The organism is Novosphingobium sp. BL-S-24, assembly GCF_055521575.1.
In genome coordinates this window covers 2,037,779-2,061,824 of record NZ_CM145488.1, presented here as the reverse complement: position 1 = coordinate 2,061,824, position 24,046 = coordinate 2,037,779, and the positions used below count along the sequence as shown (strand labels likewise).

Annotated in this window: 23 protein-coding genes; 9 read left to right on the top strand and 14 right to left on the bottom strand. The window is 63.4% G+C overall.

Annotated elements, in window-relative coordinates; translation table 11 throughout:
• Positions 1-48: 48 nt before the first annotated feature.
• Both guaA and ACZ1JM_RS15185 read right to left on the bottom strand, forming a co-directional pair.
• Complete coding sequence (gene guaA, locus ACZ1JM_RS15190) at positions 49-1,608, bottom strand: glutamine-hydrolyzing GMP synthase (protein WP_465133211.1); 1,560 nt, start codon at positions 1,606-1,608, stop codon at positions 49-51.
• Between the two features lie 650 nt (positions 1,609-2,258).
• On the bottom strand, positions 2,259-2,396 hold the full coding sequence (locus tag ACZ1JM_RS15185; RefSeq protein WP_465133210.1) for a hypothetical protein: 138 nt from the start codon (positions 2,394-2,396) through the stop codon (positions 2,259-2,261).
• Positions 2,397-2,678: 282 nt separating this feature from the next.
• Between ACZ1JM_RS15185 and gyrB the strand changes: the two genes are divergently transcribed.
• A complete protein-coding gene (gene gyrB / locus ACZ1JM_RS15180; RefSeq protein WP_465133209.1) occupies positions 2,679-5,234 on the top strand; it encodes a DNA topoisomerase (ATP-hydrolyzing) subunit B in 2,556 nt (851 codons plus the stop codon).
• Positions 5,235-5,567: 333 nt separating this feature from the next.
• Complete coding sequence (locus ACZ1JM_RS15175) at positions 5,568-5,897, top strand: DMT family transporter (RefSeq protein ID WP_465133208.1); 330 nt, start codon at positions 5,568-5,570, stop codon at positions 5,895-5,897.
• An 83-nt stretch (positions 5,898-5,980) separates the two neighbouring features.
• On the opposite strand, the gene ACZ1JM_RS15170 is transcribed toward ACZ1JM_RS15175, so the two are convergent.
• Both ACZ1JM_RS15170 and argS read right to left on the bottom strand, forming a co-directional pair.
• Positions 5,981-6,745: an SPOR domain-containing protein gene (locus tag ACZ1JM_RS15170; RefSeq protein ID WP_465133207.1), complete on the bottom strand. Its 765-nt coding sequence runs from the start codon at positions 6,743-6,745 to the stop codon at positions 5,981-5,983.
• A gap of 3 nt (positions 6,746-6,748) precedes the next feature.
• Complete coding sequence (argS, locus tag ACZ1JM_RS15165) at positions 6,749-8,503, bottom strand: arginine--tRNA ligase (protein WP_465133206.1); 1,755 nt, start codon at positions 8,501-8,503, stop codon at positions 6,749-6,751.
• Positions 8,504-8,629: 126 nt separating this feature from the next.
• On the opposite strand from argS, the gene miaB reads away from it, so the two are divergent.
• Positions 8,630-9,961, top strand: a complete 1,332-nt coding sequence (gene miaB, locus ACZ1JM_RS15160) for a tRNA (N6-isopentenyl adenosine(37)-C2)-methylthiotransferase MiaB (RefSeq protein ID WP_465133205.1) — start codon at positions 8,630-8,632, stop codon at positions 9,959-9,961.
• 82 nt (positions 9,962-10,043) lie between these two features.
• Here miaB and ACZ1JM_RS15155 read toward each other — a convergent pair whose 3' ends face one another.
• Positions 10,044-10,535 (bottom strand): RcnB family protein, encoded by a 492-nt coding sequence (locus tag ACZ1JM_RS15155; protein WP_465133204.1) that lies wholly within the window; start codon positions 10,533-10,535, stop codon positions 10,044-10,046.
• A gap of 274 nt (positions 10,536-10,809) precedes the next feature.
• On the opposite strand from ACZ1JM_RS15155, the gene ACZ1JM_RS15150 reads away from it, so the two are divergent.
• Positions 10,810-11,832, top strand: a complete 1,023-nt coding sequence (locus ACZ1JM_RS15150; protein ID WP_465133203.1) for a PhoH family protein — start codon at positions 10,810-10,812, stop codon at positions 11,830-11,832.
• Between the two features lie 43 nt (positions 11,833-11,875).
• On the opposite strand, the gene ACZ1JM_RS15145 is transcribed toward ACZ1JM_RS15150, so the two are convergent.
• The 6 genes from ACZ1JM_RS15145 to ACZ1JM_RS15120 all read right to left on the bottom strand — a co-directional run bounded on the left by ACZ1JM_RS15145 (position 11,876) and on the right by ACZ1JM_RS15120 (position 16,324).
• The gene (locus tag ACZ1JM_RS15145; RefSeq protein ID WP_465133202.1) at positions 11,876-12,628 is read right to left on the bottom strand and encodes a DUF2059 domain-containing protein; all 753 of its coding nucleotides are present in this window, start codon (positions 12,626-12,628) and stop codon (positions 11,876-11,878) included.
• 136 nt (positions 12,629-12,764) lie between these two features.
• Positions 12,765-13,301, bottom strand: a complete 537-nt coding sequence (locus ACZ1JM_RS15140; protein ID WP_465133201.1) for an AAA family ATPase — start codon at positions 13,299-13,301, stop codon at positions 12,765-12,767.
• A gap of 73 nt (positions 13,302-13,374) precedes the next feature.
• Entirely contained in the window at positions 13,375-14,259 is an 885-nt protein-coding gene (locus tag ACZ1JM_RS15135; RefSeq protein WP_465133200.1) for a LysR substrate-binding domain-containing protein, read from the bottom strand.
• A gap of 53 nt (positions 14,260-14,312) precedes the next feature.
• On the bottom strand, positions 14,313-15,236 hold the full coding sequence (locus ACZ1JM_RS15130; RefSeq protein WP_465133199.1) for a hemolysin family protein: 924 nt from the start codon (positions 15,234-15,236) through the stop codon (positions 14,313-14,315).
• A gap of 22 nt (positions 15,237-15,258) precedes the next feature.
• Complete coding sequence (gene ybeY / locus ACZ1JM_RS15125; RefSeq protein ID WP_465133198.1) at positions 15,259-15,750, bottom strand: rRNA maturation RNase YbeY; 492 nt, start codon at positions 15,748-15,750, stop codon at positions 15,259-15,261.
• A gap of 103 nt (positions 15,751-15,853) precedes the next feature.
• On the bottom strand, positions 15,854-16,324 hold the full coding sequence (locus ACZ1JM_RS15120; protein ID WP_465133197.1) for a peptidylprolyl isomerase: 471 nt from the start codon (positions 16,322-16,324) through the stop codon (positions 15,854-15,856).
• A gap of 203 nt (positions 16,325-16,527) precedes the next feature.
• On the opposite strand from ACZ1JM_RS15120, the gene mgtE reads away from it, so the two are divergent.
• Positions 16,528-17,973 (top strand): magnesium transporter, encoded by a 1,446-nt coding sequence (gene mgtE, locus ACZ1JM_RS15115; RefSeq protein WP_465133196.1) that lies wholly within the window; start codon positions 16,528-16,530, stop codon positions 17,971-17,973.
• Positions 17,974-18,020: 47 nt separating this feature from the next.
• Positions 18,021-18,425: a DUF1489 family protein gene (locus ACZ1JM_RS15110; RefSeq protein ID WP_465133195.1), complete on the top strand. Its 405-nt coding sequence runs from the start codon at positions 18,021-18,023 to the stop codon at positions 18,423-18,425.
• An 18-nt stretch (positions 18,426-18,443) separates the two neighbouring features.
• Here ACZ1JM_RS15110 and nudC read toward each other — a convergent pair whose 3' ends face one another.
• Genes nudC through ACZ1JM_RS15095 form a run of 3 tightly spaced genes read right to left on the bottom strand, consistent with a single transcriptional unit; the run spans position 18,444 to position 21,734 of the window.
• Complete coding sequence (gene nudC, locus ACZ1JM_RS15105) at positions 18,444-19,349, bottom strand: NAD(+) diphosphatase (RefSeq protein WP_465133194.1); 906 nt, start codon at positions 19,347-19,349, stop codon at positions 18,444-18,446.
• A 1-nt stretch (position 19,350) separates the two neighbouring features.
• Positions 19,351-20,652, bottom strand: a complete 1,302-nt coding sequence (locus ACZ1JM_RS15100; protein ID WP_465133193.1) for a serine hydrolase domain-containing protein — start codon at positions 20,650-20,652, stop codon at positions 19,351-19,353.
• Positions 20,649-21,734 carry an A/G-specific adenine glycosylase gene (locus ACZ1JM_RS15095; RefSeq protein ID WP_465133192.1) on the bottom strand — a complete coding sequence of 362 codons (1,086 nt, stop codon included), beginning with the start codon at positions 21,732-21,734 and terminating at the stop codon, positions 20,649-20,651. Before ACZ1JM_RS15095 ends, ACZ1JM_RS15100 begins: the two co-directional genes overlap by 4 nt.
• 29 nt (positions 21,735-21,763) lie before the next feature.
• Here ACZ1JM_RS15095 and ACZ1JM_RS15090 point away from each other — a divergent pair, with 29 nt between their 5' ends.
• The 3 genes from ACZ1JM_RS15090 to ACZ1JM_RS15080 all read left to right on the top strand — a co-directional run bounded on the left by ACZ1JM_RS15090 (position 21,764) and on the right by ACZ1JM_RS15080 (position 24,043).
• The gene (locus tag ACZ1JM_RS15090; RefSeq protein ID WP_465133191.1) at positions 21,764-22,360 is read left to right on the top strand and encodes a DUF721 domain-containing protein; all 597 of its coding nucleotides are present in this window, start codon (positions 21,764-21,766) and stop codon (positions 22,358-22,360) included.
• On the top strand, positions 22,360-23,112 hold the full coding sequence (locus ACZ1JM_RS15085; RefSeq protein WP_465133190.1) for a thioredoxin domain-containing protein: 753 nt from the start codon (positions 22,360-22,362) through the stop codon (positions 23,110-23,112). The genes ACZ1JM_RS15090 and ACZ1JM_RS15085 overlap by 1 nt, the downstream gene beginning before the upstream one ends.
• 166 nt (positions 23,113-23,278) lie before the next feature.
• Positions 23,279-24,043, top strand: a complete 765-nt coding sequence (locus tag ACZ1JM_RS15080; protein ID WP_465133189.1) for a DsbA family protein — start codon at positions 23,279-23,281, stop codon at positions 24,041-24,043.
• Positions 24,044-24,046: the final 3 nt, after the last annotated feature.

Here is a 24,046-nt window from a genome sequence, read left to right as displayed (position 1 = left end):
TTACGTCGGAGAATATCGTAGATTCGGCGGTGATCGGCGGCGAAGAAATTATTCCCACTCGATCGTGCCGGGCGGCTTGCTCGTATAGTCGTAGACGACGCGGTTGATGCCCTTGACCTCGTTGATGATGCGGGTCGCCACCCGGCTCAGGAACGCGGCGTCGAAGGGGTAGATGTCCGCCGTCATGCCGTCGGTCGAAGTTACCGCGCGCAGACCGCAGACGGAATCGTACGTCCGGCTGTCCCCCATGACGCCTACGGTCTTGACCGGCAGCAGCACGGCGAAAGCTTGCCAAATGGCATCGTAAAGCCCGGCGTTGCGGATTTCTTCCAAATAGATCGCGTCCGCCTTGCGCAGAATGTCGCAGCGGTCGCGACTGACTTCGCCAGGAATGCGGATGGCGAGGCCGGGTCCGGGAAACGGATGGCGGCCGACGAAAATGTCGGGCAGGCCCAGTTCGCGTCCCAGTTCGCGCACTTCGTCCTTGAACAATTCGCGCAGCGGCTCGACCAGCTTCATGTCCATGCGTTCGGGCAGGCCGCCGACGTTGTGATGGCTCTTGATCGTCACTGACGGGCCACCGGTGAAGCTGACCGATTCGATCACGTCGGGGTAGAGCGTCCCTTGGGCCAGGAATTGCGCACCGCCGATCTTCTTGGCCTCGTCCTCGAAAACGTCGATGAAGGTCTTGCCGATGAACTTGCGCTTGGCTTCCGGATCGGTGACGCCTTCCAGGCCCTTGAGGAACAGGGTCGAGGCGTCAACGTGGACCAGCGGAATGTGATAGTGGCCACGGAACAGCGACACTACCTGCTCCGCCTCGCCCATGCGCATCAGGCCGTGATCGACGAACACGCACGTAAGCTGATCGCCGATCGCTTCATGGATCAGAACCGCCGCCACCGCCGAATCGACACCGCCGGACAGCCCGCAGATCACGCGCTGGTCACCGACCTGCTCACGGATTTCGGCGACCTTCGTCTTGCGGAACTCAGCCATCGTCCAATCGCCGGACAGGCCGCAGACGTGGCGCACGAAGTTCTTCAGCAGCTTGCCACCGTCGGGCGTGTGCACGACCTCGGGGTGGAACTGCATCGCGTAGATGCGCTTCTCATCGTTGGCGATGACGGCGAACGGCGCGCCGGGGCTGGACGCCACCGGGCGGAAGCCGGGAGCAAGGCTGGTCACCTTGTCGCCATGGCTCATCCAGACTTGATGCGTTTCCCCGACCTTCCACAGGCCATTGAATAAGGCGCATTCGTCTTCGATCTCGATAAAGGCGCGCCCGAACTCACCCGAATCGCCCGACAGGACTTCGCCGCCAAGCTGATGCATCAGCGACTGCTGGCCATAGCAAATGCCGAGCATTGGACGGCCGCTGTCTAAAATGACGTCAGGGATGCGCGGGCCATTTGCATCGATCACCGACGCGGGCGATCCTGAAAGGATAACGCCGACCGGGTTCATCCGCTTGAAGGCTTCTTCAGCGGCATTGAACGGAGCGATCTCGGAATAGACACCGGCTTCGCGCACGCGACGGGCGATAAGCTGCGTCACTTGGCTGCCGAAATCAACGATCAGGATGGATTCTGAGGACTGGTTCGTCATGGCGAGCCACTAGTCTCGCGCGCGTTTTCTGTCCACCCCCGCGGGGCGTCAAAGCCATATTATGGGCGATCAAGAGTTGTTTGCCGAAACGATCGCAAAAAGCCTATTTCGCATTTGCAGCATGATCTTTCGATTTTCGCGCTCAATTTTTGGTCACTCGACCTCTTTGCCGCGTGACCGAACAGTCACATCAAGGTCATGTTTGCGACCGGTTGCAAACTATCGAAATCAATTCGCACCGTCAAATCGGCAGATTTCCGCGATTTCGACAGACCCCATGGGAATCGTTAGGCATAGACTGTTGCAAAATATGCAACTTGACTTGAGTGAATCGAGTTTGCGTAATTTTTGATCAGCCCTATTTGCCGCTCTGCAACATGGCTCGATGAAACGAGGCTTGCTTGCGATAAAACGACAAGAATGTTTGCAGGAGCATACCAAATGACCATCGTCCACCGGACGTTCGGTTTTGCCGCAGCCCTGGGCGCCAGCGCCCTGGCCTTCGCGCTTACCCTGGCCTGATTTCAGGCGCCCATATCGGCAAGGCCATGTGCCTGGCCCTGCCATCGGGCTGGTAGACCGACACCCACGAGAAGGGCGGCTGAAAAGCCGCCCTTTTGCGTTTCAACAGGGCATCATCCCTTCCGGGTCTATTCCAGCTTCCAGATCGGGCGACGCATGCTCCTGGTGAAGATGTCCTGGCGATGGCCGTCTGCCCAGGCGGCGCGGGCAATGGAGTTACGATAGGGATTGGACGTTATCGGGATGCCTTCTCGAGCGGCCTTCATGCCCCACAGGTGGGCCTGTTGTGCAGTAATCAAACAATATCTCGCTCTGCCTTGGTACCACGAGCCAATGCGCCAAGCGCTAATAAGCCCCCGTTGGAGACGCGGGATCCGATCATGCGACCTGTCAGCGGGGCAAGCCGAGTCCGGCAACTGCGCGCTGCTTCACACTCCCTGGCCGATTGTCGAACAGCGGTCGCAAGCTGGGGGTCGACCTTGTGGAAAAGCGGCGGGAGCATGCGGGTTTCGCTTGGGTTTGGGGCGCGCAAACCCTATACGCTCGCCATGTCTAGCACCGATGAAACACGCCCCGACAGCGGCAAGAACCAGAACGCCTATGGCGCGGACTCGATCAAGGTCCTGAAAGGTCTCGACGCCGTCCGCAAACGTCCCGGCATGTACATTGGCGATACCGACGATGGGTCTGGCCTGCACCACATGGTGTTCGAAGTATCGGACAACGCCATCGACGAGGCGCTGGCCGGGCATTGCGACCTGGTCCTCATCGAACTGAATCCCGACGGCTCGGTATCGGTGGAGGACAACGGTCGCGGAATCCCCACCGGCATCCACGCCGAAGAGGGTGTTTCCGCCGCCGAAGTCATCATGACCCAGCTGCACGCGGGCGGTAAGTTCGAGAATACGAGTGACGACAACGCCTACAAGGTGTCGGGCGGTTTGCACGGCGTCGGCGTATCGGTGGTCAACGCGTTGTCGGAATGGCTGGAACTCACCATCTGGCGTGAAGGCAAGGAACACTGGATGAAGTTCGCGCTCGGCGATGCCGTGGCGCCGCTTGAGGTCAAGGGCCCCGCCCCCAAGGTGGAACAGAACCCGGACGATGACGGGTTCAAGAAAGGCACGCGCGTCACCTTCCTGGCCTCGACCGACACGTTCAAGAACGTCACCGAGTTCGACTTCGATAAGCTGGAGCACCGGTACCGCGAACTCGCCTTCCTCAATTCCGGCGTACGCATCCTCTTGCGTGACAAGCGGCACGAGGAAGTGAAGGAGCACGATCTGTTCTACGAAGGCGGCATCGCGGCCTTCGTGAAGTACCTCGATCGCAACAAGACCGCGCTGCTCGCGGAACCGATCGCCATTTCGTCCGAGCGGGACGGGGTCGGCATCGACGTGGCGCTGGAATGGAACGATTCGTATTACGAGAACGTCCTGTGCTTCACCAACAACATCCCGCAGCGTGACGGCGGCACGCACTTGGCCGCATTCCGCGCGGCGTTGACCCGCACGCTCAACGGCTACGCCGACAAGTCCGGCCTGCTCCGCAAGGAAAAGGTGACGCTGACCGGCGACGATATGCGCGAAGGGCTGACTGCGATCGTCTCGGTCAAGCTGCCGGATCCCAAGTTCTCGTCACAGACCAAGGACAAACTGGTCAGCTCCGAAGTGCGCCAGCCGCTGGAAAGCTTGATGGCTGACCGCATGACCGAGTGGCTGGAAGAAAACCCCGCGCACGCCAAGTCGATCGTCCAGAAGATCATCGATGCCGCCGCCGCTCGCGAAGCTGCCAAGCGTGCCCGAGAACTCACTCGCCGCAAGGGCGCCATGGACATCGCCAGCCTGCCCGGCAAGCTGGCCGACTGCCAGGAACGCGATCCGTCGAAGTGCGAACTGTTCCTGGTCGAGGGTGACTCGGCAGGCGGCTCCGCCAAGCAGGGCCGCGATCGCAAGACGCAGGCTATCCTGCCGCTCAAGGGCAAGATCCTGAACGTCGAGCGCGCGCGGTTCGATCGCATCATCTCGTCCAAGGAAGTCGGCACGCTGATCCAGGCGATGGGCACCGGCATCCGCGACGATTTCAACCTCGACAAGCTGCGCTATCACAAGATCGTCATCATGACCGACGCCGACGTCGACGGCGCGCACATCCGCACCCTGCTGCTGACGTTCTTCCATCGCCAGATGCCCGACATCATCCGCGCCGGGCACCTCTTCATCGCCCAGCCGCCGCTGTACAAGGTCGCCAAGGGCCGGTCAGAGGTTTACCTGAAAGACGGCGCGGCGCTGGATCGCTATCTGGTGGAAGCGGGCATATCCGGGCGCGTGCTCGAAACGTCGGGCGGCGCGCGCTCCGGGCCGGACCTCGTCAGCCTGGTCGAACATGCCATCCGTATGCGCAACCTGATGGCCTTTGTCCCGCGCCGCTACGATCCGGTGCTGATCGAGGCGCTGGCCCTGTCCGGCGCGCTGGAACCCGAGATCGAGCCAGCAGCCCGCCGCACCGCGCTGGCAGAAACCGCCGCATGGCTGCAGCGCGGTGATACCGAAGCGCGCTGGAGCGCGGCGCTCACCGACGAAGGCAATGTAGAGATTGAGCGCTTGTGGCGCGGAGTGACCGATCATCACAAGATCGAAGCGGCGTTCCTTACCAGTGCCGAAGCGCGCAAGCTGGCCCGCCTTACCGCCGAACATGCCGACGTCTATTCCGGCAGCGCCCGCTTCGTGCGCGCCACCGCCGCAGCCGAAACCAGCGAGCCAGAAACCGTCGATGCCGGTGAAGACGACACGACCGAGGCCGCACCTGTACGTCTGAACAAGGCGGACGAAGCGATCACCCGCCCCAGCCAGTTGCTGGAACTGGTGCTAGCAGCCGGCCGCAAGGGCCTGTCCATCGCGCGCTACAAGGGCCTGGGTGAAATGAACGCCGATCAGTTGTGGGAAACCACGCTCGACCCGGACAACCGCATCCTGCTGCAGGTAAAGGTCGAGGACGCCGACGTCACCGACGAGATCTTCACCCGCCTGATGGGCGACATCGTCGAACCCCGCCGCGACTTCATCCAGGAAAACGCCCTGAACGTCGCCAACCTCGACGTTTGAGGAGCACACCGGGGCCGGCCAGGGCTGACCCCGGTGGGTATGATTAGGGTCTTCTTCTGAGGCAATGGGAGTATGCCCAGCGCGGCATCTATCAACTGGTCCATGAGGAAACTGCTTTAGAGACCCGGATTTCTCCGCTTGCCTGGGCACTCGGCAGAGTATCTCGTCATCTGAGGTGACCTCGACAACGAATGGGGCTTCTGGATGCTTCATTCCGCCTAGTTGCCCTGCTTCAAGTTCTCGGACAATGTCCGCTTTCACCTCGGAGCAGACGTTGCACGGAGAAGCGGAGTCACCTTATGCTGGCGGAGTCGCCATGCTACTGGACTGCGCATGAAATATGTCATGCTCGCAATCGCGATCGTCGCGGAAGTGTGCGCCACTACAGCGATGAAGCAGTCAAACGGCTTCACTCGCCTGCCTTGGACAGCCGTCTCCCTCATCGGCTACGGCATTGCGTTCTACTTCCTATCGCTAACCCTCCGAACCATCCCGACCGGAGTGGCCTATGCCATTTGGTCGGGTGTCGGCATCGTGCTTATTTCAGCCGCTGCTTGGGTGCTTCAGGGGCAAAAGCTTGACGCTGCTGCGGTGATCGGAATGGGGCTGATCGTCGCTGGTGTTGTGGTTATGAACGTATTTTCAAATGTCTCGGCTCATTAAAAGGAGAGTCGCTACCCGCCACAATCGGACGTCCGGTTCGTGCCCCCGTGCGTCCTGCCATGGTCACCCGCCTGTTCCTACCATCAATTCTTGATCTGGCAGCTCATGCCGGCGGCCTTCATGCCGCTGCACAGCGCACGCGCTGCAGCTATGTCCCCAACTACGGCCTGCAGGCGATAGACGGTGCCGATATCGGCTTGTCCCTGCACGATGCGGTGGCTGATGGCGCCCAAGGGTTCGTGCTGTGATTTCAGCGTATTCCAGCCCGCTTCGGCCTGCTCACGCGAGGCGTAGGCGCCGACCTGAACGCCGACGCCGCCTGCTGGCGCCGGTGATGGGGTTGCCTGCACCGAGGCCGATGCCGGCGCGGTCGTGGGGGCTGCAGCGGGGCCGTCTGCCGTCGTCCGGCCGCCCATCTGCGGGCTGCGGGACTGGCCTTCCGCCACGGCGAAGCTGGTGTCTCCGGTTCCGGCGACGACTTCGCCGCCCGGATTGTCGGGCCTGACCTTATACGGTTCCTTGGGCGCTGCGATTACGCCACCGTCCGCCACCAGCGTCTGTTCGGGGCGGCTATTCACGACCCAGAATACGGCCGCTGCGATCAGGGCGAGCGCGACCACCCCGAGGGCGCCCAACACCAGGCCTTGGTTGATCCCGCCTTTTTCTTCCTCGAAATCATCATCGTCGCCTTCAAGCCAGGGGAGGCGTACCTCCTCCTCGCCCAGCGGCAGTTGCCCGCTATCGACGCGGCCAGGCTGCTCGAAAAAGGGATCGTCCCGAGTGCCGGAACCGAAAACCGGATTTCTGTTTTCCGGCCGAGGGAAATAGCCTTCGTCAGCGCCAGCCATAAACTACATTTCCTCCACCGCCTCTACGCCCAGCAGCGCAAGGCCATTGCGGACAATCTGCCCCATCTGCGCGGCAAGGAAAAGCCGCGCCGATGTAAGGTTAGCATCAGCTGCGTTAACAAACCGCTTTTCGACACGCTCGTTGCCCAGATTCCAGTATCCGTGGAACGCGGCAGCAAGGTCACCCAGGAAAAAGGCGATGCGGTGCGGTTCGCGCGCGGCGGCGGCAGCTTCGATGATGCGCGGGAATTGCGCGGCCAGTTTGACCAGTTCCAGTTCTTCCTCGCCCAGCAGCTCGACATGGTCGCCGGACGGGGTGAAGCCGCCTTCCGCCAGTCCCTTGCGCAGGGTCGAATGGACGCGGGCATTGGCGTATTGGACGTAAAACACCGGGTTGTCCTTCGATGCTTCCACCACTTTGGCGAAGTCGAAGTCCATCTGCGCTTCGGGTTTGCGGGTCAGCATAGTGAAACGCACCACGTCCTTGCCCACTTCGGTCACGACTTCGGCCAAGGTGACGAAATTGCCCGACCGCTTGGACATCTTCACCGGCTCGCCGTTGCGCAGCAGCTGAACCATCTGGACCAGCTTGACTTCGAACGGCGTCGCTTCGCCAGTGCCGTCCTTGCTGGTCAACGCGGCGACAGCGGCCTTGATGCGCTTGACGGTGCCCGCGTGGTCCGCGCCCCAGATGTCCACCAGCGCGTCGGCGCCCTGTGCCTTCTGGAAATGATAGGCAAGGTCGGCCCCGAAATAGGTCCAGGTGCCGTCCGACTTCTTGATCGGGCGATCCTGATCGTCGCCAAACTGGGTGGAGCGGAAAAGTGGCAGTTCCACCGCTTCCCAGTCTTCCAGCGTCTTGCCCTTGGGCGCTTCCAGCACGCCGTCGTACACCAGGCCCTTAGACCGCAGCCATGCTTCGGCTTCGTCCGGCTTGCCGGATGCCTGCAATTCCGCTTCGGAACTGAACAGGTCGTGATGGATACCCAGCAGCGCAAGGTCGTCCTTGATCATCACCAGCATGGCGGCGACAGCCTTTTCGCGGAACAGCGCCAGCCATTCAGCCTCGGGCGCGTCGGCATATCGGTCACCGAATTCGGCAGCGAGTTGCTGGCCCACGGGGATTAGGTACTCGCCCGGATAAAGCCCCTCGGGAATGGCACCGACTTCGTGGCCCAGCGCCTCACGATAGCGGACATGCGCCGAGCGGGCGAGCACCTGCACCTGAGCGCCCGCATCGTTGACGTAGTATTCCTTGATGACCTTGTGCCCGGCAAATTGCAGCAGCGTGGCCAGCGCATCGCCCACCACCGCGCCCCGGCAGTGCCCCATGTGCATCGGCCCGGTCGGGTTGGCGGACACGTATTCGATGTTGACGACCGCGCCGCCACCCATCGTCGAGCGGCCGTAATCGGCGCCCAGATCCGCGATCGTGCGCAGTTCCGCCAGCCACGCCGCGCTCGACAGACGCAAGTTGATGAAGCCAGGACCAGCGATTTCGGCGGAGGTCACCGAATCGAGCTTGGACAGTTCAGCGATCAGCGCCTGGGCCAGATCGCGCGGCTTCATCCCCGCGGGCTTGGACAAGACCATCGCCGCGTTGGTGGACAGATCGCCGTGCGAGGCATCACGCGGCGGCTCCACCGTGATCGCCGCGCGCTTCAGACCGGCAGGTAATGTACCCGCTGCTTCCAGCGCATCGAGCGCGGTGGAAAGATGGCCGGTAAAGGCGGCGTACAGGGTCTGCGTGTTGCTCATGCCCGCGCGATTAGCGGGGAAAGCGGGCAATGGGAAGTTTCCTACCTCATCCTATTGCACGCCCCGTCTTGCACGCATCGTCGCGACCCCTGTCAAATCCGTGAGATTTCGGCTAACGGGCCGACCATGTCTATCACTTCCCCGAAGACCTACCGGGTCAAGAGCTTCGGCTGCCAGATGAACGTCTATGACGGTGATCGCATGGCCGAGCTGCTGGCCGAGCAGGGCATAGCTCCTGCCGCCGAAGGGCAGGACGCCGATCTGGTCGTGCTCAACACCTGCCACATTCGTGAAAAGGCGGCGGAAAAGGTCTATTCCGACATTGGCCGACTGAAGCGTGACGATGGCACCAGCCCGCTGATCGCGGTGGCCGGATGCGTCGCCCAGGCAGAGGGCGAGGAAATCATGGCACGCGCGCCGTCGGTGAAGGTCGTCGTCGGCCCGCAGGCCTATCACCGCCTGCCTGCGATGATCCACGCCGCCAGCGAGGGCCGCAGCGTGACCGATACGGACATGCCGGCGGAAACCAAGTTCGACGCCCTGCCCCGCCGTCGCCGCTCCGGCCCCACGGCGTTTCTGACGGTGCAGGAAGGGTGCGACAAGTTCTGCACCTATTGCGTCGTGCCCTATACCCGTGGTGCCGAAGTTTCGCGCCCCCACGCCGCGCTGGTGGACGAGGCGCATCGACTGGTCGAAAGCGGCGCTCGCGAGATCACGCTGCTGGGCCAGAACGTCAACGCTTGGACCGGAGAGAACGCGGTGGGCCACACGGTCGGGCTGGAAGGCCTGATCGGCGAGCTTGCCGCGATCCCCGACCTCGCCCGCATCCGCTACACCACCAGCCACCCGAACGACATGACGCAGGCCCTGATCGATGCGCATGGCAGCATCGATAAGCTGATGCCGTTCCTGCACCTGCCGGTGCAGGCCGGGAACGACCGGGTGCTCAAGGCAATGAACCGCAGCCACACGGTCGAAAGCTATCTGCGGATACTGGATCGGGTGCGCGCGATGCGGCCGGACATCGCGCTGTCAGGAGATTTCATCGTCGGCTTCCCGGGCGAGACCGAGGCCGAGTTCGAAGACACGGTCAAGCTGGTCGATGCCGTCGGCTATTCGCAGTGCTTTAGCTTCAAGTACAGCCCGCGCCCCGGGACCCCGGCGGCGACCATGGCGGATCATGTGCCTGAAGACGTGATGACGGATCGTTTGCAACGCCTGCAGGCCGCCCTCAACCGCCACCAGCACGCGTTCAATGCCGCCAGCGAAGGCAAAGTCTGTGACGTCCTCGTCGAACGCAAAGGCAAGCGCCCCGGCCAGTGGCTGGGCAAGTCGCCCTGGCTGCAATCGGTCCACTTCTTTGGCGAGGCGGAGATCGGCCAGATCGTGCGGGTGCAGATCACCAGCGGCGGGCCGAACAGCCTGGCTGCCGTTCCCCTGACCGCGTTGGCAGCGTAGCGCGCGGCTCCCATACGGAAACGGCCCCGGAAGTTCTTGCTCCGGGGCCGTGTCGTTTAATCAGGAAGCTTAGTCGTTCAGCTTACCAGAAGAAGCTGTTGTACGAGTTCACCACCCGACCGGTACGCATGTTCACCATCACCACGTCGTTGCCATAACGAACCCAGCGATGGCCAGCGCGCGGGGCGGGCAGGCGATAGCGGGCATAGTCACGCACCCAGTAACGATCGCCGTAGTATGCGCGGTCGAAACGATGGCCGGCTGCTACCGGACGATAAGCATACCCGCGAGGCCCGACATAGGCCGGACGGCGGAACGCATCGCGGTTGCTGCGGCGATAGTCGCGCCAGTCCTCGCGCAATTCGCGGCGAGAGTCGCGCAGATCGCGGCGGGCCTCGCGAACATCATGGCGGTCGCCATAACGCTGGGCCTGACGTACGTCGCGCTGGTCGCGGCGGACATCACGGGCACTTTCGCGGACTTCGCGGGCGCTCTGGGCCGAAGCCATCGTCGGCACGGTCAGCGTGGGAAGCGCGACACTGGCAGCGATAGCGGCTATGAAGAATTTTCTCATTCTATCATTCTCCTTCATGTAGCGAGGCCCTCAAGGGCGGCCTTCTGGTATGAAACTGCACACAACCGCCTGAATGACTTGCGAACATTGCATGCAGCGTGCGGTCATAAGTGTCGCACCCCTGCGACAGTTTCCGCTTCATTGCCGGGCTTCGCGCCGAACCGGGCGATTATCCACCACGAAACGTGAAAAATGCGCGGTCGCGCTCCTTGTGCGACGAGGCGTGTGGAGCCATCTTCACGATAGAACGAAATGATATGTTCGAAAGGAGCGCATGGCCCGCAAAGCAGCACGTGCCGTTGATCCGGCGCAGTTCCGCCCCGAAGCTCACCGCCGGGCGCGTGTCGAAATAGAATTCGACGAGCAGACGCTGCTGGGGGCCGTGTTTGGCCAGTTCGATGCCAACCTTGTACAGCTGGAAAACCGGCTTGGCGTCTATGTCTCCGCACGCGGCAACAAAGTCCTGATCGAAGGGCCTGACGATTCGGTTGCCCGCGCTCGCGACACACTCAAGGGAATGTACCACCGGCTGGAAATGGGGCAGGACCTCGATGCCGGTGCCATAGAATCGCTTATCACCATGTCATCCGAACCCACTCTCGAAGGCATCATCTCCGGCGATGCTGGCGGCGATCCGCCGATCATGATCCGTACGCGCAAGAAGACGATCGTGCCGCGCTCCGCCACGCAGATCGACTATATGCGCGCGCTCGCCCGTACCGACGTGATATTCGCGCTAGGTCCGGCGGGCACCGGCAAGACCTACGTCGCGGTGGCCCAGGCCGTCAGCCAGTTGATGACCGGTTCCGTGCAGCGGCTGATCCTTTCGCGCCCGGCTGTCGAAGCGGGGGAGAAGCTCGGCTTCCTGCCCGGCGACATGAAGGACAAGGTCGATCCGTACCTGCGCCCGCTGTACGATGCGCTGTACGATTGCATGCCTCCCGAACAGGTGGAACGCCGCCTTGCCAGCGGGGAGATCGAGATTGCGCCCATCGCTTTCATGCGTGGCCGGACGCTGGCGGATGCTTTCGTCATCCTCGACGAAGCGCAGAACACCACTCGTGAACAGATGAAGATGTTCCTCACCCGTTTTGGCCAGAACAGCCGGATGGTGATTTGCGGCGACCCCCGCCAGATCGACATTCCCGGCGGTGAGCGGATGAGCGGGCTTGCCGATGCCGTGAACCGGCTGGAAGGCGTGGAAGGCATCGCCGTCACCCGCTTCACCGCCGCCGACGTGGTGCGCCACCCGATCGTGGGCCGCATCGTCGAGGCGTACGAAGGCCCTAACGCATAGGCTCCTACCGCCGGCGCGCCTTCATAGCGCGCCGGCGATCTGGTCACTCCTCGACGGCGGCCTGCGCTTTGGCTGCTTCACTCTGGTCCAGCTCCTTGCGCGAAATGCCGAGGATTTTGGCCAGTTTCGTCTTTTCGGCGTCCGATAGCTCGGTATAGCCGCGTGGCTTCGGCAGTGTCGCGGTGGACGCCTTCACCTTTTCGACGATCGCAGGCATACCCTGCATCAGCTTGGGCATGAACGCCTGCATTTTTTCAAGCACCTCGGGCGCCGTCATGAGGACGTAGGCATCGGCTGCATAGGCCTTGCCGGTTGGCGTTGCGAAGAAGGTGTTGAGTTCGCCAAGCTGCCGGGCATCGAAGCGCGAGGCATAAGCCCGCGCCAGACCATCCCGGATCTCAGGTTCGAACTCGGTCATCAGCGTCGACATTTCGGCCATCATCGTGCGCGTCGAAACCCGCATCCGCTCCTCGTAGGCCGGATCGTAGATTTCCATGATCTCGGCCAGCGAGGCGGTGCCCAAGGTGTCCGTATCGACGCCGCTGATCCCCGCCAGATCCTTGACCGGCAGGCGCATGGTGGAATCAAGGATGGAATCCATCATCTTGTCCATCGTTTCGTTCATCATCCGCGCATAGGTGCCGGTCGGGAACACGTAATCCACCGTCTGCCGCGCTGCCATCAACCGCGCGGGGTCAGATGCCCGAGCGGCAGGAGTCTGCGCCGGCTCGGCCGCAAGAGCGGGCAAACTGATGGCGGTGAGAGCCACGCTGACGGCGGCTAGGATGGTGCGCATATCGATTTCCCCTGTCCTGACGTGAACGGCGTCATCCCGCATATCCGCCTCAGGTGAAAGGAAAAATGACACACCTTGCTGCTGGCCGCCAACATCATAGAGCCAGGGCTTGGAAGCCCCACGCCGCGATGAAGACCTAGATGATGCGCTCTTGAATGAACGTGACACGCTCCGATACGGATGCGAGGGGTAGCTCAACAGGCTCATAACCAAGCCCTGCGTAGGTTTCCATCATGGCGCGATACGTCGCCTCCGCTTCCTCGATCGTCTGCCTGCGCTCGGTATCCTGCACAAAGATCGCGGGCCAGTGCGGGGCGACAAAGATGCGCTTGTTGTAGCGTCGCAGTTGGGCGGCCCGTATAATGTAATCGGGCACCGGCAATCCGCATAGCCGCAGGTAACCGATAACATCGGGAACCCCGCGATCAAAAAAGACCGGACCGGGTAACCGCGCCGCGTCCTGATAGGATCGCAATTCCCAAGCCATCATATGATCGGCAAACGCGCTTCGATCACCCCAAGGCACCGCATTGCCGCCCATTTCAACCTGATACTGGATGATCGCGCGGCCTGCTTCGGGCATGCGCTGGAAGCCCTCAGCCGCCAACGCGTCGATCACGCTGCTTTTGCCAGAGCCGGGACCGCCCGTGATGATATGGAAGCGCTCGCTCATTAGGACATTTTACCGTCGTGGGGACGCTTCGAAGGTCCAAGTGCGACCGCTCGATCGACGGTCACTCCCCTCATCAAAGGGCGGCTTGCAGCAGCCATTCGTGGAAGATGCGCACCGGGCGGGATTCCAGGGACTTGGGCCGACACACGAACCAATAGCGGTAGGGACTTTCGACGTCGATGTCGTAGAGCCGGGCCAGTCTCGGGTCGTGGGACCGGCGGAAGTGGTCGTCGTGCATGATGGCGATGCCCAGCCCCTGCGCGGCGGCTTCCAGCACCAACTGGCCGGAATCGAAGCGGTCCACCGATGCGGGGTCCAGGTCCGGCAGGTCGATGGCGTATTTCCACGCCTCCAGGCTTTCGGGCAAGTCCTGATGGATCAGGAACGTCTGGCGAGTGAGTTTCTCCTTGTCCGGTTTTGAGCCAAGCTCGGCGGCCAGGTCGGCGGAGGTGATCGCAAAGACCTTGTTGTGGTCCAGCTGCACGCGGTAAAACTGCGGGTCCGGTTCTTTGGCGAGGATGATCGCGGCGTCGAGCGAATCGCCCACGCGGTCTTCCAGATGCGCGCCGGTATCGATGTCGATATGCAGGCGCGGATGTAGCTTGCGCAGTTCGGGAAGGCGCGGGAACAAGCGCTGGCCGCCGAAGAGGGAGGGCACGCCAAGGTGCAGACGCAGCACCTGCCCGCGATCGATCTGCGCTTCCACCGCTTCGGCCAGTTCTTCCAGCTTGGGGCCGATCGCATTGTAGAACGCCTGCCCTTCCTCGGTCAGCTTCATCGCCTGATGCTGGCGCGTGAACAGCCGCTTGCCGGTAAAATCCTCAAGCGCGGCGACCCGGCGCGACAGGGCCGAGGGGCTGAGCGCAAGCTCGTTCGCCGCCGCCTTGGCGGAACCGAGGCGAACGACACGCACGAACGCTTCGAGCGCGCGCAGGGGGGGAAGACGGCGTACCGGCAATATCGTGTCTTTTCACTCGTAGTGGGCTGCCGCGCGCAATCGGCAACCCGGGGTTAAACTGGCTCTTGCTCCACCGCTTCCACCGGCGGATGCAGGCGGAGCCGGGTGACGTGGCGTTCGTTGCCGTCCGTCACCTCGATCCGCCAGCCGCTGTCGTGCTGAAGGATAGTGCCGACCTGCGGAACCTGTTCGGCCAGCACGAAGGCAAGGCCGCCCAGCGTGTCCACCGCTTCCTCGACCTCGGCCAGCCGGGGGTCGATCCGCCGGGCCACTTCGTCCAGTTCCACGCGGGCGTCGGCCTCCCACATACCTTCATCGATGGCAATCAGCAATTCCTCGGGCGCATCGTCATGCTCATCCTCGATATTGCCGACGATCTCCTCGACCAAATCCTCGATCGTGATGATGCCATCGGTGCCGGTGTATTCATCGATCACGACAGCCAGATGAATGCGTTGGGCACGCATGTCCGCCAGAACGTCCAGCGCGCCGCGCGATTGCGGCACGTAGAGCGGCTGGCGCATCAGCGTGGTCCAGTCCTCCGGCGGGGGAGTGCCCCGCGCGAGCAACGGAAACACGTCCTTGATGTGGATCATGCCCCGCACTTCATCCAGCGTTTCGCCGTAGACCGGCATGCGGCTGTGCCCGTGCTCGGCGAAGGCCTCGACCACTTCGGCCCAGCTGGCGGACGCGGGAATGGCGATGATCTCGCTGCGCGGGATCGCCACGTCATCGGCATCGTGCTCGCTGAAATGGAGGAGATTGCGCAGCATCTGCCGCTCAATCGGGGAAAGGTCGCCCTTCGATGCGCTTTCGCCATCGCCGTCGCCTTCGTGATCGTTGATGACTTCCTCGATCTGCGCCCGGAGCGACTGATCGCCCTCCCCCTGGAACAGTCGACGAAAAGCACGCCAAAGCGTGCCGCTACTGTCGCCTTCTCCCGAACCCTGTTCGGTGTGGCGGCCATTGTCGGCCATCGTGTGGTACTATCCCTGCTGCCTAAATTCGGTCCCCATATGGGTCGGGAATGCCGAGCTTCGCAAGAGCCTTTGTTTCCAGGGCCTCCATCGCCACGGCTTCGGCCTCTCCGATTTCGTGATCGTGGCCGGCCAGATGGAGCAAACCGTGCATGATCAGGTGTGTGGCGTGGTCTTCCACCGACACGCCCTTTTCAGCGGCCTCCCGCGTGCAGGTCTCGCACGCAAGGGCGAGATCGCCCAGCATTTCCGGCGGTCCATCCTCGTCCAGATCGAGCAGATCCTCGCGATCCAGCATCGGGAAGGACAGCACGTTGGTCGGCTTGTCCTTGGCGCGCCATTCTCGATTAAGGACGTGGACTTCGGCGTCGCTGGTGAACAGCACGCTGGCAATGAGGCGCGGATTATCAAGTTCGGGAGCGACCTCCGCCAGCGCCTCCAGCGCGCGCTCAGCAAGATCCGCCCAGTCCACCGAGGCATCCCACGGCTGTTCGATGTCCAGTTCCAGGTTCATCAGCTGCCTTTAGCGAGCGCAAGGGCGTAGCGAAAGCAAGATGGACCCACGAAAAAGGGCGACCCGCAAAGGCCGCCCTCGTTTTCGTCACGTCGGATGACGATCAGCCTTCGCTGATGGTCGCCTTGACGATCTTGCCCGGCTCGCGCGGCGGCTCGCCCTTGGGCAGCGCGTCCACATGGTCCATGCCTTCGACGACCTGGCCCCATACGGTGTACTGCTTGTCGAGGAACGACGCATCGTCAAAGCAGATGAAGAACTGGCTGTTCGCCGAGTGCGGATAGCTGGTGCGCGCCATCGAGCAGACGCCGCGCTTATGCGGCTCGGCATTGAACTCAGCCTGAAGGTCGGGCTTGTCCGAACCGCCCATGCCGGTGCCGTTGGGGCAGCCGCCCTGCGCCATGAAGCCGGGAATCACGCGATGGAACTTCACGCCATCGTAAAAACCCTCGCCGGTCAGTTCCTTGATCCGCTCGACGTGGCCGGGGGCCAGATCGGGGCGCAGCTTGATCTTGACGTCGCCGCCTTCGCCGTTGCCGGTGTCGAGCGTGAGAGTGAGGAATTCGTCAGCCATTGCCTGTCTCCATTAAGCCGGCGCCCGGATATGAACGATCGGGCCCCGGTCGGCTTGGCGCTCGATATAAAGGCTGCAACGGTAATGTCACCCCGGCAGCGTCGGGAGTGCACCAGACCTGCGTCCGCCCGATCCACCATTCCATGGCAAGCCATCGCCCCACCCCTGTTGCAATTGCGAAATAGCTGCGTAGACCGGCCCTTATGAGCGATGCGGATCTCAAGGACGACCTGCGCGGCGAAACGGACGAGAACGCCGTGGCCGACGCACCTGAAGCCGTGGCCGATACCGGTTCGCTGGACGAGGACAACCGCCTCAAGCCCGAGTTCGTACGCAAGGTCAAGGAAGCCCTCGATGCCGAGGATTCCGACTGTGTCTACGATCTGGTCGAACCGCTGCACCCGGCCGACATCGCCGACCTTTTCGAACTGGTCGACGAACGCGAACGCCTGACGCTCGCGCGCTCCATCCGCGACCTCATGGGTTCGGAAGTCATCGCCGAGATGAACGACTGGGTCCGCGAGACCCTGATGGAGGCGCTGCCCGCCGACGTCGTGGCCGACATCGCGGGCGATCTGGATACCGACGATGCCGTCGCCATGCTGGAAGACCTCGACGAGGCGGACCAGCAGGCCGTCCTTGCCGAGATGGAGCCGGAAGACCGCGCGGCCATCGAGTCGGCGCTGTCCTACCCGGAAGAATCCGCCGGTCGTCTGATGAGCCGCGACCATGTCGCGGTGCCCGACACGATGACGGTAGGCGACCTCATCGATTATCTGCGCGAACACCCCGATCTTCCCACCGAGTTCTGGGAAGTGTTCTGCGTCGATCCGATGCACCGCCCGGTGGGCACCTGCGCGCTGTCGTGGATCCTGCGCTGCCCGCGCAATATCCCGCTGTACGACGTGATGGCCCGTGACCAGACGCTGATCCCGGCCGACATGGACCAGGAGGAAGTCGCGCTGCGCTTCCAGAAATACGCGCTGATCTCGGCGGCGGTGGTCGATACGTCGGGCCGCCTGATCGGTCAGGTCACGGTGGACGACATCGTGCACATCATCTCCGAGGAAGCGGGCGAGGACGCCCTGCTTCTGTCCGGTGCGGGCGACGGCGATATCAACGAGCCGATCCTGCTGACCGTGCGCGCCCGCCTGACCTGGCTGGTAGTAAATCTTGGCACGGCGATGATCGCATCGTCCGTGGTCGGCCTGTTCCAGGGCGCGATCGCCCGCTTCGCGCTGCTGGCGGTGTTGATGCCGATTGTCTCCGGCATGGGCGGCAACGCGGGCACGCAGACGCTGGCGGTGGTGGTGCGCGCGATCGCGACCAACCAGCTGACCGATTCGAACACCGTGCGGATGATCTGGCGCGAATTCCGCATCGCGCTGGCGAACGGCACGGCATTGGGAATCCTGATCGGAACCGGCACCGCGATCCTGTTCAGCAACCCGCTGCTGGGCGCGGTGATCGCCTCCGCCATGCTGATCAACAACCTGGTGGCCGGACTGATGGGTATCCTCGTGCCGGTGACGCTGGACCGGTTCAACGTCGACCCTGCGGTATCCTCCGCCGTCTTCGTGACCACCGCGACCGACACAATGGGCTTTTTCACGTTCCTCGGCCTGGCGGTGCTGACAGGGCTGGCCTGATGGGCTGACGCCTTTCACCGCGCTCACCGAAGCACTATCTCCCGGTCATGCCGCTCAACATGACCAAGATCGCCTATTCCGCCACCAGCCCCGCCGACCTTCGCGACTGGCTGGAAAGCCATGCGGCTACCGGCGAGGCGCTGATGACCACCCGGTATCTGCCCACCCGGCATGCGGAAATGGTCGGCGGGTCGCTCTACTGGATCTTCGAGCATGCGCTGATCGGGCGTTCGCCCATCATCGGCTTCGAGCAGCGCGAATCCGACGGGCGCTGGCACATCCGGCTCGAACCCCGGCTGATCCCCGTCGTCACCAAACCCAAGCGCGCGCACCAGGGCTGGCGCTACCTCAAGGACGAGGACGCCCCCCGCGATCTGGCGGAGGGCGAGAACGCAGGCGACATCATGCCTCCGAAGCTGGCGCGCGAACTGATGAAGCTGGGGCTGGTCTGACCGCGCGGATTCGTCCGCCTATACAGCCGAATTGACCCAATGCCGCAGCAATGCATGCGCTACTGCATATTTCGGCGGCGCGATAAAGGCGCGGCCGTGTTCACCGCGGTCGTTGGCGTCCATGGCCTGGACAACTTCCTCCCGGCTGAACCAGCGCGCGTCTTCCAGTTCGGTCACGTCGATCGTGATCGAACCGTCGTCCGCGAAGGCGTGGCAGCCGATCATGATCGATGACGGGAACGGCCATGGCTGGCTGGCGACGTAGGCCACGTCCCGCACACGCACGCCCGCTTCCTCGAACACTTCGCGCGCCACGGCTTCCTCGATCGTCTCGCCCGGCTCGACGAACCCGGCCAGCGCCGAGTAGCGGCCCGCCGGAAAACGTGGCTGACGGCCGAGCAGCAGGCGTCCCTCATGCTCCACGGTCATGATCGTCACCGGATCGACGCGCGGGAAGTGGTCGGCCCCGCAGCGGGTGCAGGACCGCTGCCAGCCGCCCTTGGCCAGCACGGTCGGTCCGCCGCAAACCGCGCAGAAGCGGTGCCGCGCATGCCAGCCGACCAGCGCGCGGGCGCCGCCATAGGCCGCCAGTTCGCCCGCTTCCAGGATCGACATCGCGTTCCAGCTGGCCGGACCGGCATGCGGGCTGGCTCCGGGATCGACGTGCGGGACTTGCGCGAAACAGCCACGTTGCCCTTCGTCGATACCCAAAAAGACCAGCTCTGCATCCGGCGCGGCTTCGCCAAGATTGCCCCAATCGAGAGCACCATCGGCAGTCATCACCGGATCGAGGCCGTCCAGCTTCAGCAATCGCGCCGTGGCCGTCATCAGCGCGGCGATGGCATCGGCGTCGCCGCGAATATGATCGGCGCGATCGATCCGCGATCCGGCAAACGCGATGGGGGTATCTGTCACAAGCAGCACGTCAGCGGTTCTCCAGGATCGAAAGCACGTCCGCTTTCAGCGCCTTCTGAAATTCGGGCAGCAGGTCAAGGGCATTGGGCGGCATGAACTGCACGAATATCTGCGAGCGCAGACCATGGATCATGTCGACCATGCCCACCGTGCCCGCCGCGCCGGACCAGCCATAGATTCCCGCCTCTGCCCCGCGACCGACGCGCCCGCCCGCGCCGAAACCGGAAGGGCCGCCGAACATCGCGGGCATGGTGACGCCGGGCGGGAGCAGGTCCGACGTGCCGATGCGCACCGCGCTTTCGTCCAGCACCCGAACCCCGTCGATCGTACCCTTCTGCGCCAGCATCCGAAGGAAACGGTCGTAATCGCGGGGTGAACTGACAAGCCCAGCCCCGCCGAACGGGAAGGCGGGCTTGTCGAGATAAATGGAATTCGCCCCTTCATCGATCGGCGCCAGGATAGAGCCGATGGCGGCGTAGTTCGTCGTCAGCCGATGGGCCTCTGACGCAGGAACCTGAAACCAGGTGCTGGTCATTCCTGCAGGGCCAAAAATCGTTTCCTGCAGATAGCGGTCGAACGGTTTGCCGGTCACTACCTCGATCACGCGGCCCATCAGGTCCAGACCCATCGAATAGCTCCACCGCGTGCCCGGATCGGCCACCAGCGGCACATCGGCAAGGCGATCGGCAAAGCGATCCAGCCCCTGAACCGGGGTGCCCCAGTCCAGCCCCACCGGGATCAGTCGGCTGACCTGTCCGGGCACCAGACCTTTGTCCTGCATCAGCTTCTTGATCGGGCCGGTCTGGACGATGGAATAGCCGATGCCGGACGTATGCGTCATCACGTGGCGCATGGTAATCGGGCGCGGTGACGGGTGCAGCGCGGTGATCGAACCGTCATAGGTATCCTGCACCGAGAGATCCCGGAACCGGGGCAGAACGTCGGACACCGGCTGGTCAAGCTGCATCCGCCCCTGCGCGATCAGCTGCATCGCCGCCATCGCCGTGACTGGTTTTGTCATCGAATAGATGCGAAACAGGCTGTCGGGCGTGATGACATCGGGATCGTTGAAGCCCTCCGTCCCGCGCGCGACATAGTTGGGATCGCGGCCCGGCAGGCCCAGCGAGGCGATCATGCCGGGTAACTTGCCGGGGCCGACCCACCGCTCAACGACCGCGCGGACGTTCGGGATCAGTTCCGGCTGGGCCGCAGCCCAGGCGATCCTTGGCCACATCGCCGCGCCGATCCCAGCGGCGGCGGCCATGCTCAGAAAGGCACGGCGATCAAGGTCCGCGCGCAGGTGTTCGGTCATGCCAGCTCCTGTCGGGTTGCGAGCGCCAGGCGGGCGGCCTTTGCAAACAAAGTCGGCAATCCGGCCTCCTCGATGCGATCCACGGGCCACCACTCCCCATTATCGCTGTCCAGCACGGGTATCGCCGAGCCGCGATAAACCGCGAGTTTCAGTTCGAGAGCGAAGTGGCTGAACACATGGTCCACTTTGCCGGCCAGATCCCATGGCCCCGGCAATGGCGCCTCGCCCGATCCATCCTGACGGGCGGCCCAGCCATCGTCGGGGAGCGCGCGCATTCCGCCCAGCATGCCTTTGCCGGGGCGACGCACCAGCCACACCTCGGCTTGGTCGCCGCTCGCTCGCTCGATCCAGAAGGCGGTTCCCTGACGTGTGCCCTTGGCCTTCTTCGCCGCCTTGACCGGCAAGCGCTCCGGCTCCCCCTTTGCCCTGGCGATGCAGTGGCGGGACAGCGGGCACAGCAGGCAGCGGGGGGCCTTGGGGGTGCAGATCGTCGCGCCAAGGTCCATCATCGCCTGCGCGAAATCCCCTGCTCGCCGGTCCGGTGTGATACGGTCAGCGCTGGCCCGGATCGCGATGCGGGCACCCGGAAGCGGCTCTTCGATTTGGAACAGGCGAGAGATGACGCGCTCGACATTGGCGTCGACGACGACCGCCCGGCGTCCGAACGCGATCGCGGCGACGGCGGCGGCGGTGTAGGCCCCCAGCCCCGGCAGCGCGCGCAATGCGTCTTCGCTATCGGGAAATGCGCCGCCACGTCCCGCCACTTCACGAGCGCAGGCCAGCAGGTTGCGGGCGCGGGCGTAATAGCCCAGCCCCGCCCAGGCGGCCATGACATCGCCCTCCGGCGCGGCGGCCAGCGCCTCGACGGTCGGCCAGCGGGCGGTGAACGCGGCAAAGTACGATTTGACCGTGGCGACCGTCGTCTGCTGCAGCATGACTTCGGACAGCCACACGCGATAAGGGTCCGTGGCTGGCGCACCCGGCCGTGCCCGCCAGGGCAGATCGCGGGCATGGGCATCATACCAGCGGAGCAGATCTTGCGCGGCCGCCTCGATTCCGGCGGTATCCGAACTGGCGTCCATCCGCGTGCTATGGCATTGGAGGCCCGACAATGGAACGGGACCCACCCAAACAATCTGATAAAACCGGGCAATCCGGCAAGCCGTCCAGGTCCGGTGGCGGAAAAGGGGGCACCGGCAAGGGCGTTGGGGCCAAAGTGTTCGAACGCCCGCGCGGCAGCGGCGTGCGTCCGATCTCTGAACTGATGCCCGAAGTGGGCCGCACCGCCTTTCGTCGCTTTGGCTTCGTGCAGTCCAGCGTGGTGTCGCGCTGGCCGGAAATCGTCGGGCCGCGCCATGCACGCGTGTGCTCGCCCGAATCGATCCGCTTCCCGCCCGGTGAAAAGAGCGAGGGCATCCTGCAACTCGTCGTCGTCGCCGCTCATGCGCCGATGATCCAGCACGTGATCCCCGAAATCATCGATCGGGTAAACCGCTTCTTCGGGTACAACGCCGTCGCTCGCGTCAAAATCCGGCAGGGAGAGGTTAAATCCCCGCCCCCCGCACAACCGCGCGCCGCGCCGCCCTCGCTGAAACCGGTTCCCTTCGAACTGGGTGAATCGCTAAGGGATATCGGGGACCCGGAGCTTCGAGCCGTGCTTGAGTCGCTGGCCCGCAGTATCGAGGCCAAGAATCAGGAAGACCAGTGATGCGTTTCTTCACATCCTCTACCATCCGAAACACCGTCGCGCGCGTGGCAGCAATCGCCGTCTGCGCCGCAGTGAGCGTGGCCGCCGCCCCGTCCAAGAAACCCGCCACTCCCCCGGCAACCCGGAACTGGACGAGCGATACCGCCGTCACCGCGAACGGCAGCCATCGCTTCGGCAACCCCAACGCTCAGGTGAAGCTGACCGAATACGTCAGCTATACCTGCCCCCATTGCGCGGAATTCCACAAGGAGTCCGACCCTGCCCTGCGGCTGACCCTGGTGGCCAAGGGGCAGGTTTCGGTGACGATCACCAACCTGCTGCGTAACCCGGTCGATCTGACGGTGGCGCTGCTGGCCAACTGCGGCGATCCGAAGCGGTTCTTCGTGAGGCACAACGCGTTCTTCGCGTCGCAGAGTGTCTGGCTCGGCAAGATCGAGAAAATCGGCCAGGACCAGCAGCGCCGCTGGTATCAAGGGCCTGACATCGATCGCAAGCGCGCCATCGCCAACGATCTGGGCTTCTACCCCAAGATGGAAAGCTGGGGCATCAGCCGCGCCCAGGCCGATGCCTGCCTCGCCAGCAAGCCCATGCTCGATATGCTGAAAGCGCAACAGGTCGATGCGCAAGGGTTCGGCTTCCAGGGCACGCCCAGCTTCGCCGTCAACGGTAAGGCGATTGACGCGCACGACTGGGATGGCGTGTCCAAGGCCATAACCGAAACCCTGGCCAAGGAACGCGCCGGCAACATCTGAGCCGGCACGCTCCCGACCTCGCGCCTTCGCTGTGGAGACTGCCTTCACTGTGGAGGCTGACTTCGCTGTGGAGACTGACTTCGCTGTGGAGACTGGCCGCGCAAGCGCTTTGTCTTCGGCCGTTTCATGCGCTAGCCATCACCATCATTCTCAAAGGATTTGCCTGATGATCCGTTTTCGTCTTGCCGCCCTTGGCATCGTCGCCATGCCGCTGGCGCTTGGTCTGGCCGCTTGCGGCAAAAAGGATGACGCGGCAGCGCCCACGGGGGCTGCTACGTCCGCCACCCCGATCGGCAAGATCGCAGCCCCGGCAGGCAAATCCTGGTCTGACATGATTGAGAAGACCGCCGAAGGCGGCTATCGCATGGGCAACCCGGAAGCGCCGATCAAGCTGGTGGAATACGGCGCGCTCAGCTGCTCGCACTGCGCGGATTTCGCGAAGGAAGGCTTCCCGAAGCTGCGGGACGATTACGTCGCCAGCGGTCGGGTCAGCTACGAACTGCGGTACTTCATGCTCAACCCGTTCGACGTTCCGGCATCGTTGCTGACGACGTGCGGCGCAACCGAGGCGGTCATCCCCCTGAGCGAGCAATTCTGGGCCTGGCAACCGACGATGTTCCAGAACATCCAGGCTGTAGGACAGGACAAGCTGGCCGCGATTGAATCCCTGCCCAAGGAAAAGCAGATCGCCGCCATCGCCCAGATTTCCGGCATGGTCGATTTCTTCGCCTCGCGCGGGATCGCCAAGGATCAGGCCAACGCCTGCCTTGCCGATACGGCGAAGGCCAAGGCGTTGGCCGACCAGACGCAGAAAGCGTCCGAGGAATACAACATCACCGGCACGCCCAGCTTCATGATCAACGGCAATTCGATCGGGTCGGGCGCGTGGAAGGATGTCGAGCCCAAGCTGCAACAGGCCGGCGCGCGCTGATAT

Bases quoted from the DNA above. Each gene is read 5' to 3' on its own strand.
- miaB (WP_465133205.1), top strand. From the start codon at position 8,630: ATGTCTATCACTTCCCCGAAGACCTACCGGGTCAAGAGCTTCGGCTGC.
- ACZ1JM_RS15080 (WP_465133189.1), top strand. From the start codon at position 23,279: ATGATCCGTTTTCGTCTTGCCGCCCTTGGCATCGTCGCCATGCCGCTG.
- ybeY (WP_465133198.1), bottom strand. From the start codon at position 15,750: ATGAACCTGGAACTGGACATCGAACAGCCGTGGGATGCCTCGGTGGAC.
- ACZ1JM_RS15185 (WP_465133210.1), bottom strand. From the start codon at position 2,396: ATGAAGGCCGCTCGAGAAGGCATCCCGATAACGTCCAATCCCTATCGT.
- ACZ1JM_RS15155 (WP_465133204.1), bottom strand. From the start codon at position 10,535: ATGAGAAAATTCTTCATAGCCGCTATCGCTGCCAGTGTCGCGCTTCCC.
- ACZ1JM_RS15130 (WP_465133199.1), bottom strand. From the start codon at position 15,236: ATGGCCGACAATGGCCGCCACACCGAACAGGGTTCGGGAGAAGGCGAC.
- guaA (WP_465133211.1), bottom strand. From the start codon at position 1,608: ATGACGAACCAGTCCTCAGAATCCATCCTGATCGTTGATTTCGGCAGC.
- mgtE (WP_465133196.1), top strand. From the start codon at position 16,528: ATGAGCGATGCGGATCTCAAGGACGACCTGCGCGGCGAAACGGACGAG.
- ACZ1JM_RS15085 (WP_465133190.1), top strand. From the start codon at position 22,360: ATGCGTTTCTTCACATCCTCTACCATCCGAAACACCGTCGCGCGCGTG.
- ACZ1JM_RS15140 (WP_465133201.1), bottom strand. From the start codon at position 13,301: ATGAGCGAGCGCTTCCATATCATCACGGGCGGTCCCGGCTCTGGCAAA.
- ACZ1JM_RS15145 (WP_465133202.1), bottom strand. From the start codon at position 12,628: ATGCGCACCATCCTAGCCGCCGTCAGCGTGGCTCTCACCGCCATCAGT.
- ACZ1JM_RS15090 (WP_465133191.1), top strand. From the start codon at position 21,764: ATGGAACGGGACCCACCCAAACAATCTGATAAAACCGGGCAATCCGGC.
- ACZ1JM_RS15100 (WP_465133193.1), bottom strand. From the start codon at position 20,652: ATGACCGAACACCTGCGCGCGGACCTTGATCGCCGTGCCTTTCTGAGC.
- ACZ1JM_RS15120 (WP_465133197.1), bottom strand. From the start codon at position 16,324: ATGGCTGACGAATTCCTCACTCTCACGCTCGACACCGGCAACGGCGAA.
- ACZ1JM_RS15095 (WP_465133192.1), bottom strand. From the start codon at position 21,734: ATGGACGCCAGTTCGGATACCGCCGGAATCGAGGCGGCCGCGCAAGAT.
- ACZ1JM_RS15110 (WP_465133195.1), top strand. From the start codon at position 18,021: ATGCCGCTCAACATGACCAAGATCGCCTATTCCGCCACCAGCCCCGCC.
- ACZ1JM_RS15150 (WP_465133203.1), top strand. From the start codon at position 10,810: ATGGCCCGCAAAGCAGCACGTGCCGTTGATCCGGCGCAGTTCCGCCCC.
- ACZ1JM_RS15170 (WP_465133207.1), bottom strand. From the start codon at position 6,745: ATGGCTGGCGCTGACGAAGGCTATTTCCCTCGGCCGGAAAACAGAAAT.
- argS (WP_465133206.1), bottom strand. From the start codon at position 8,503: ATGAGCAACACGCAGACCCTGTACGCCGCCTTTACCGGCCATCTTTCC.
- ACZ1JM_RS15175 (WP_465133208.1), top strand. From the start codon at position 5,568: ATGAAATATGTCATGCTCGCAATCGCGATCGTCGCGGAAGTGTGCGCC.
- gyrB (WP_465133209.1), top strand. From the start codon at position 2,679: ATGTCTAGCACCGATGAAACACGCCCCGACAGCGGCAAGAACCAGAAC.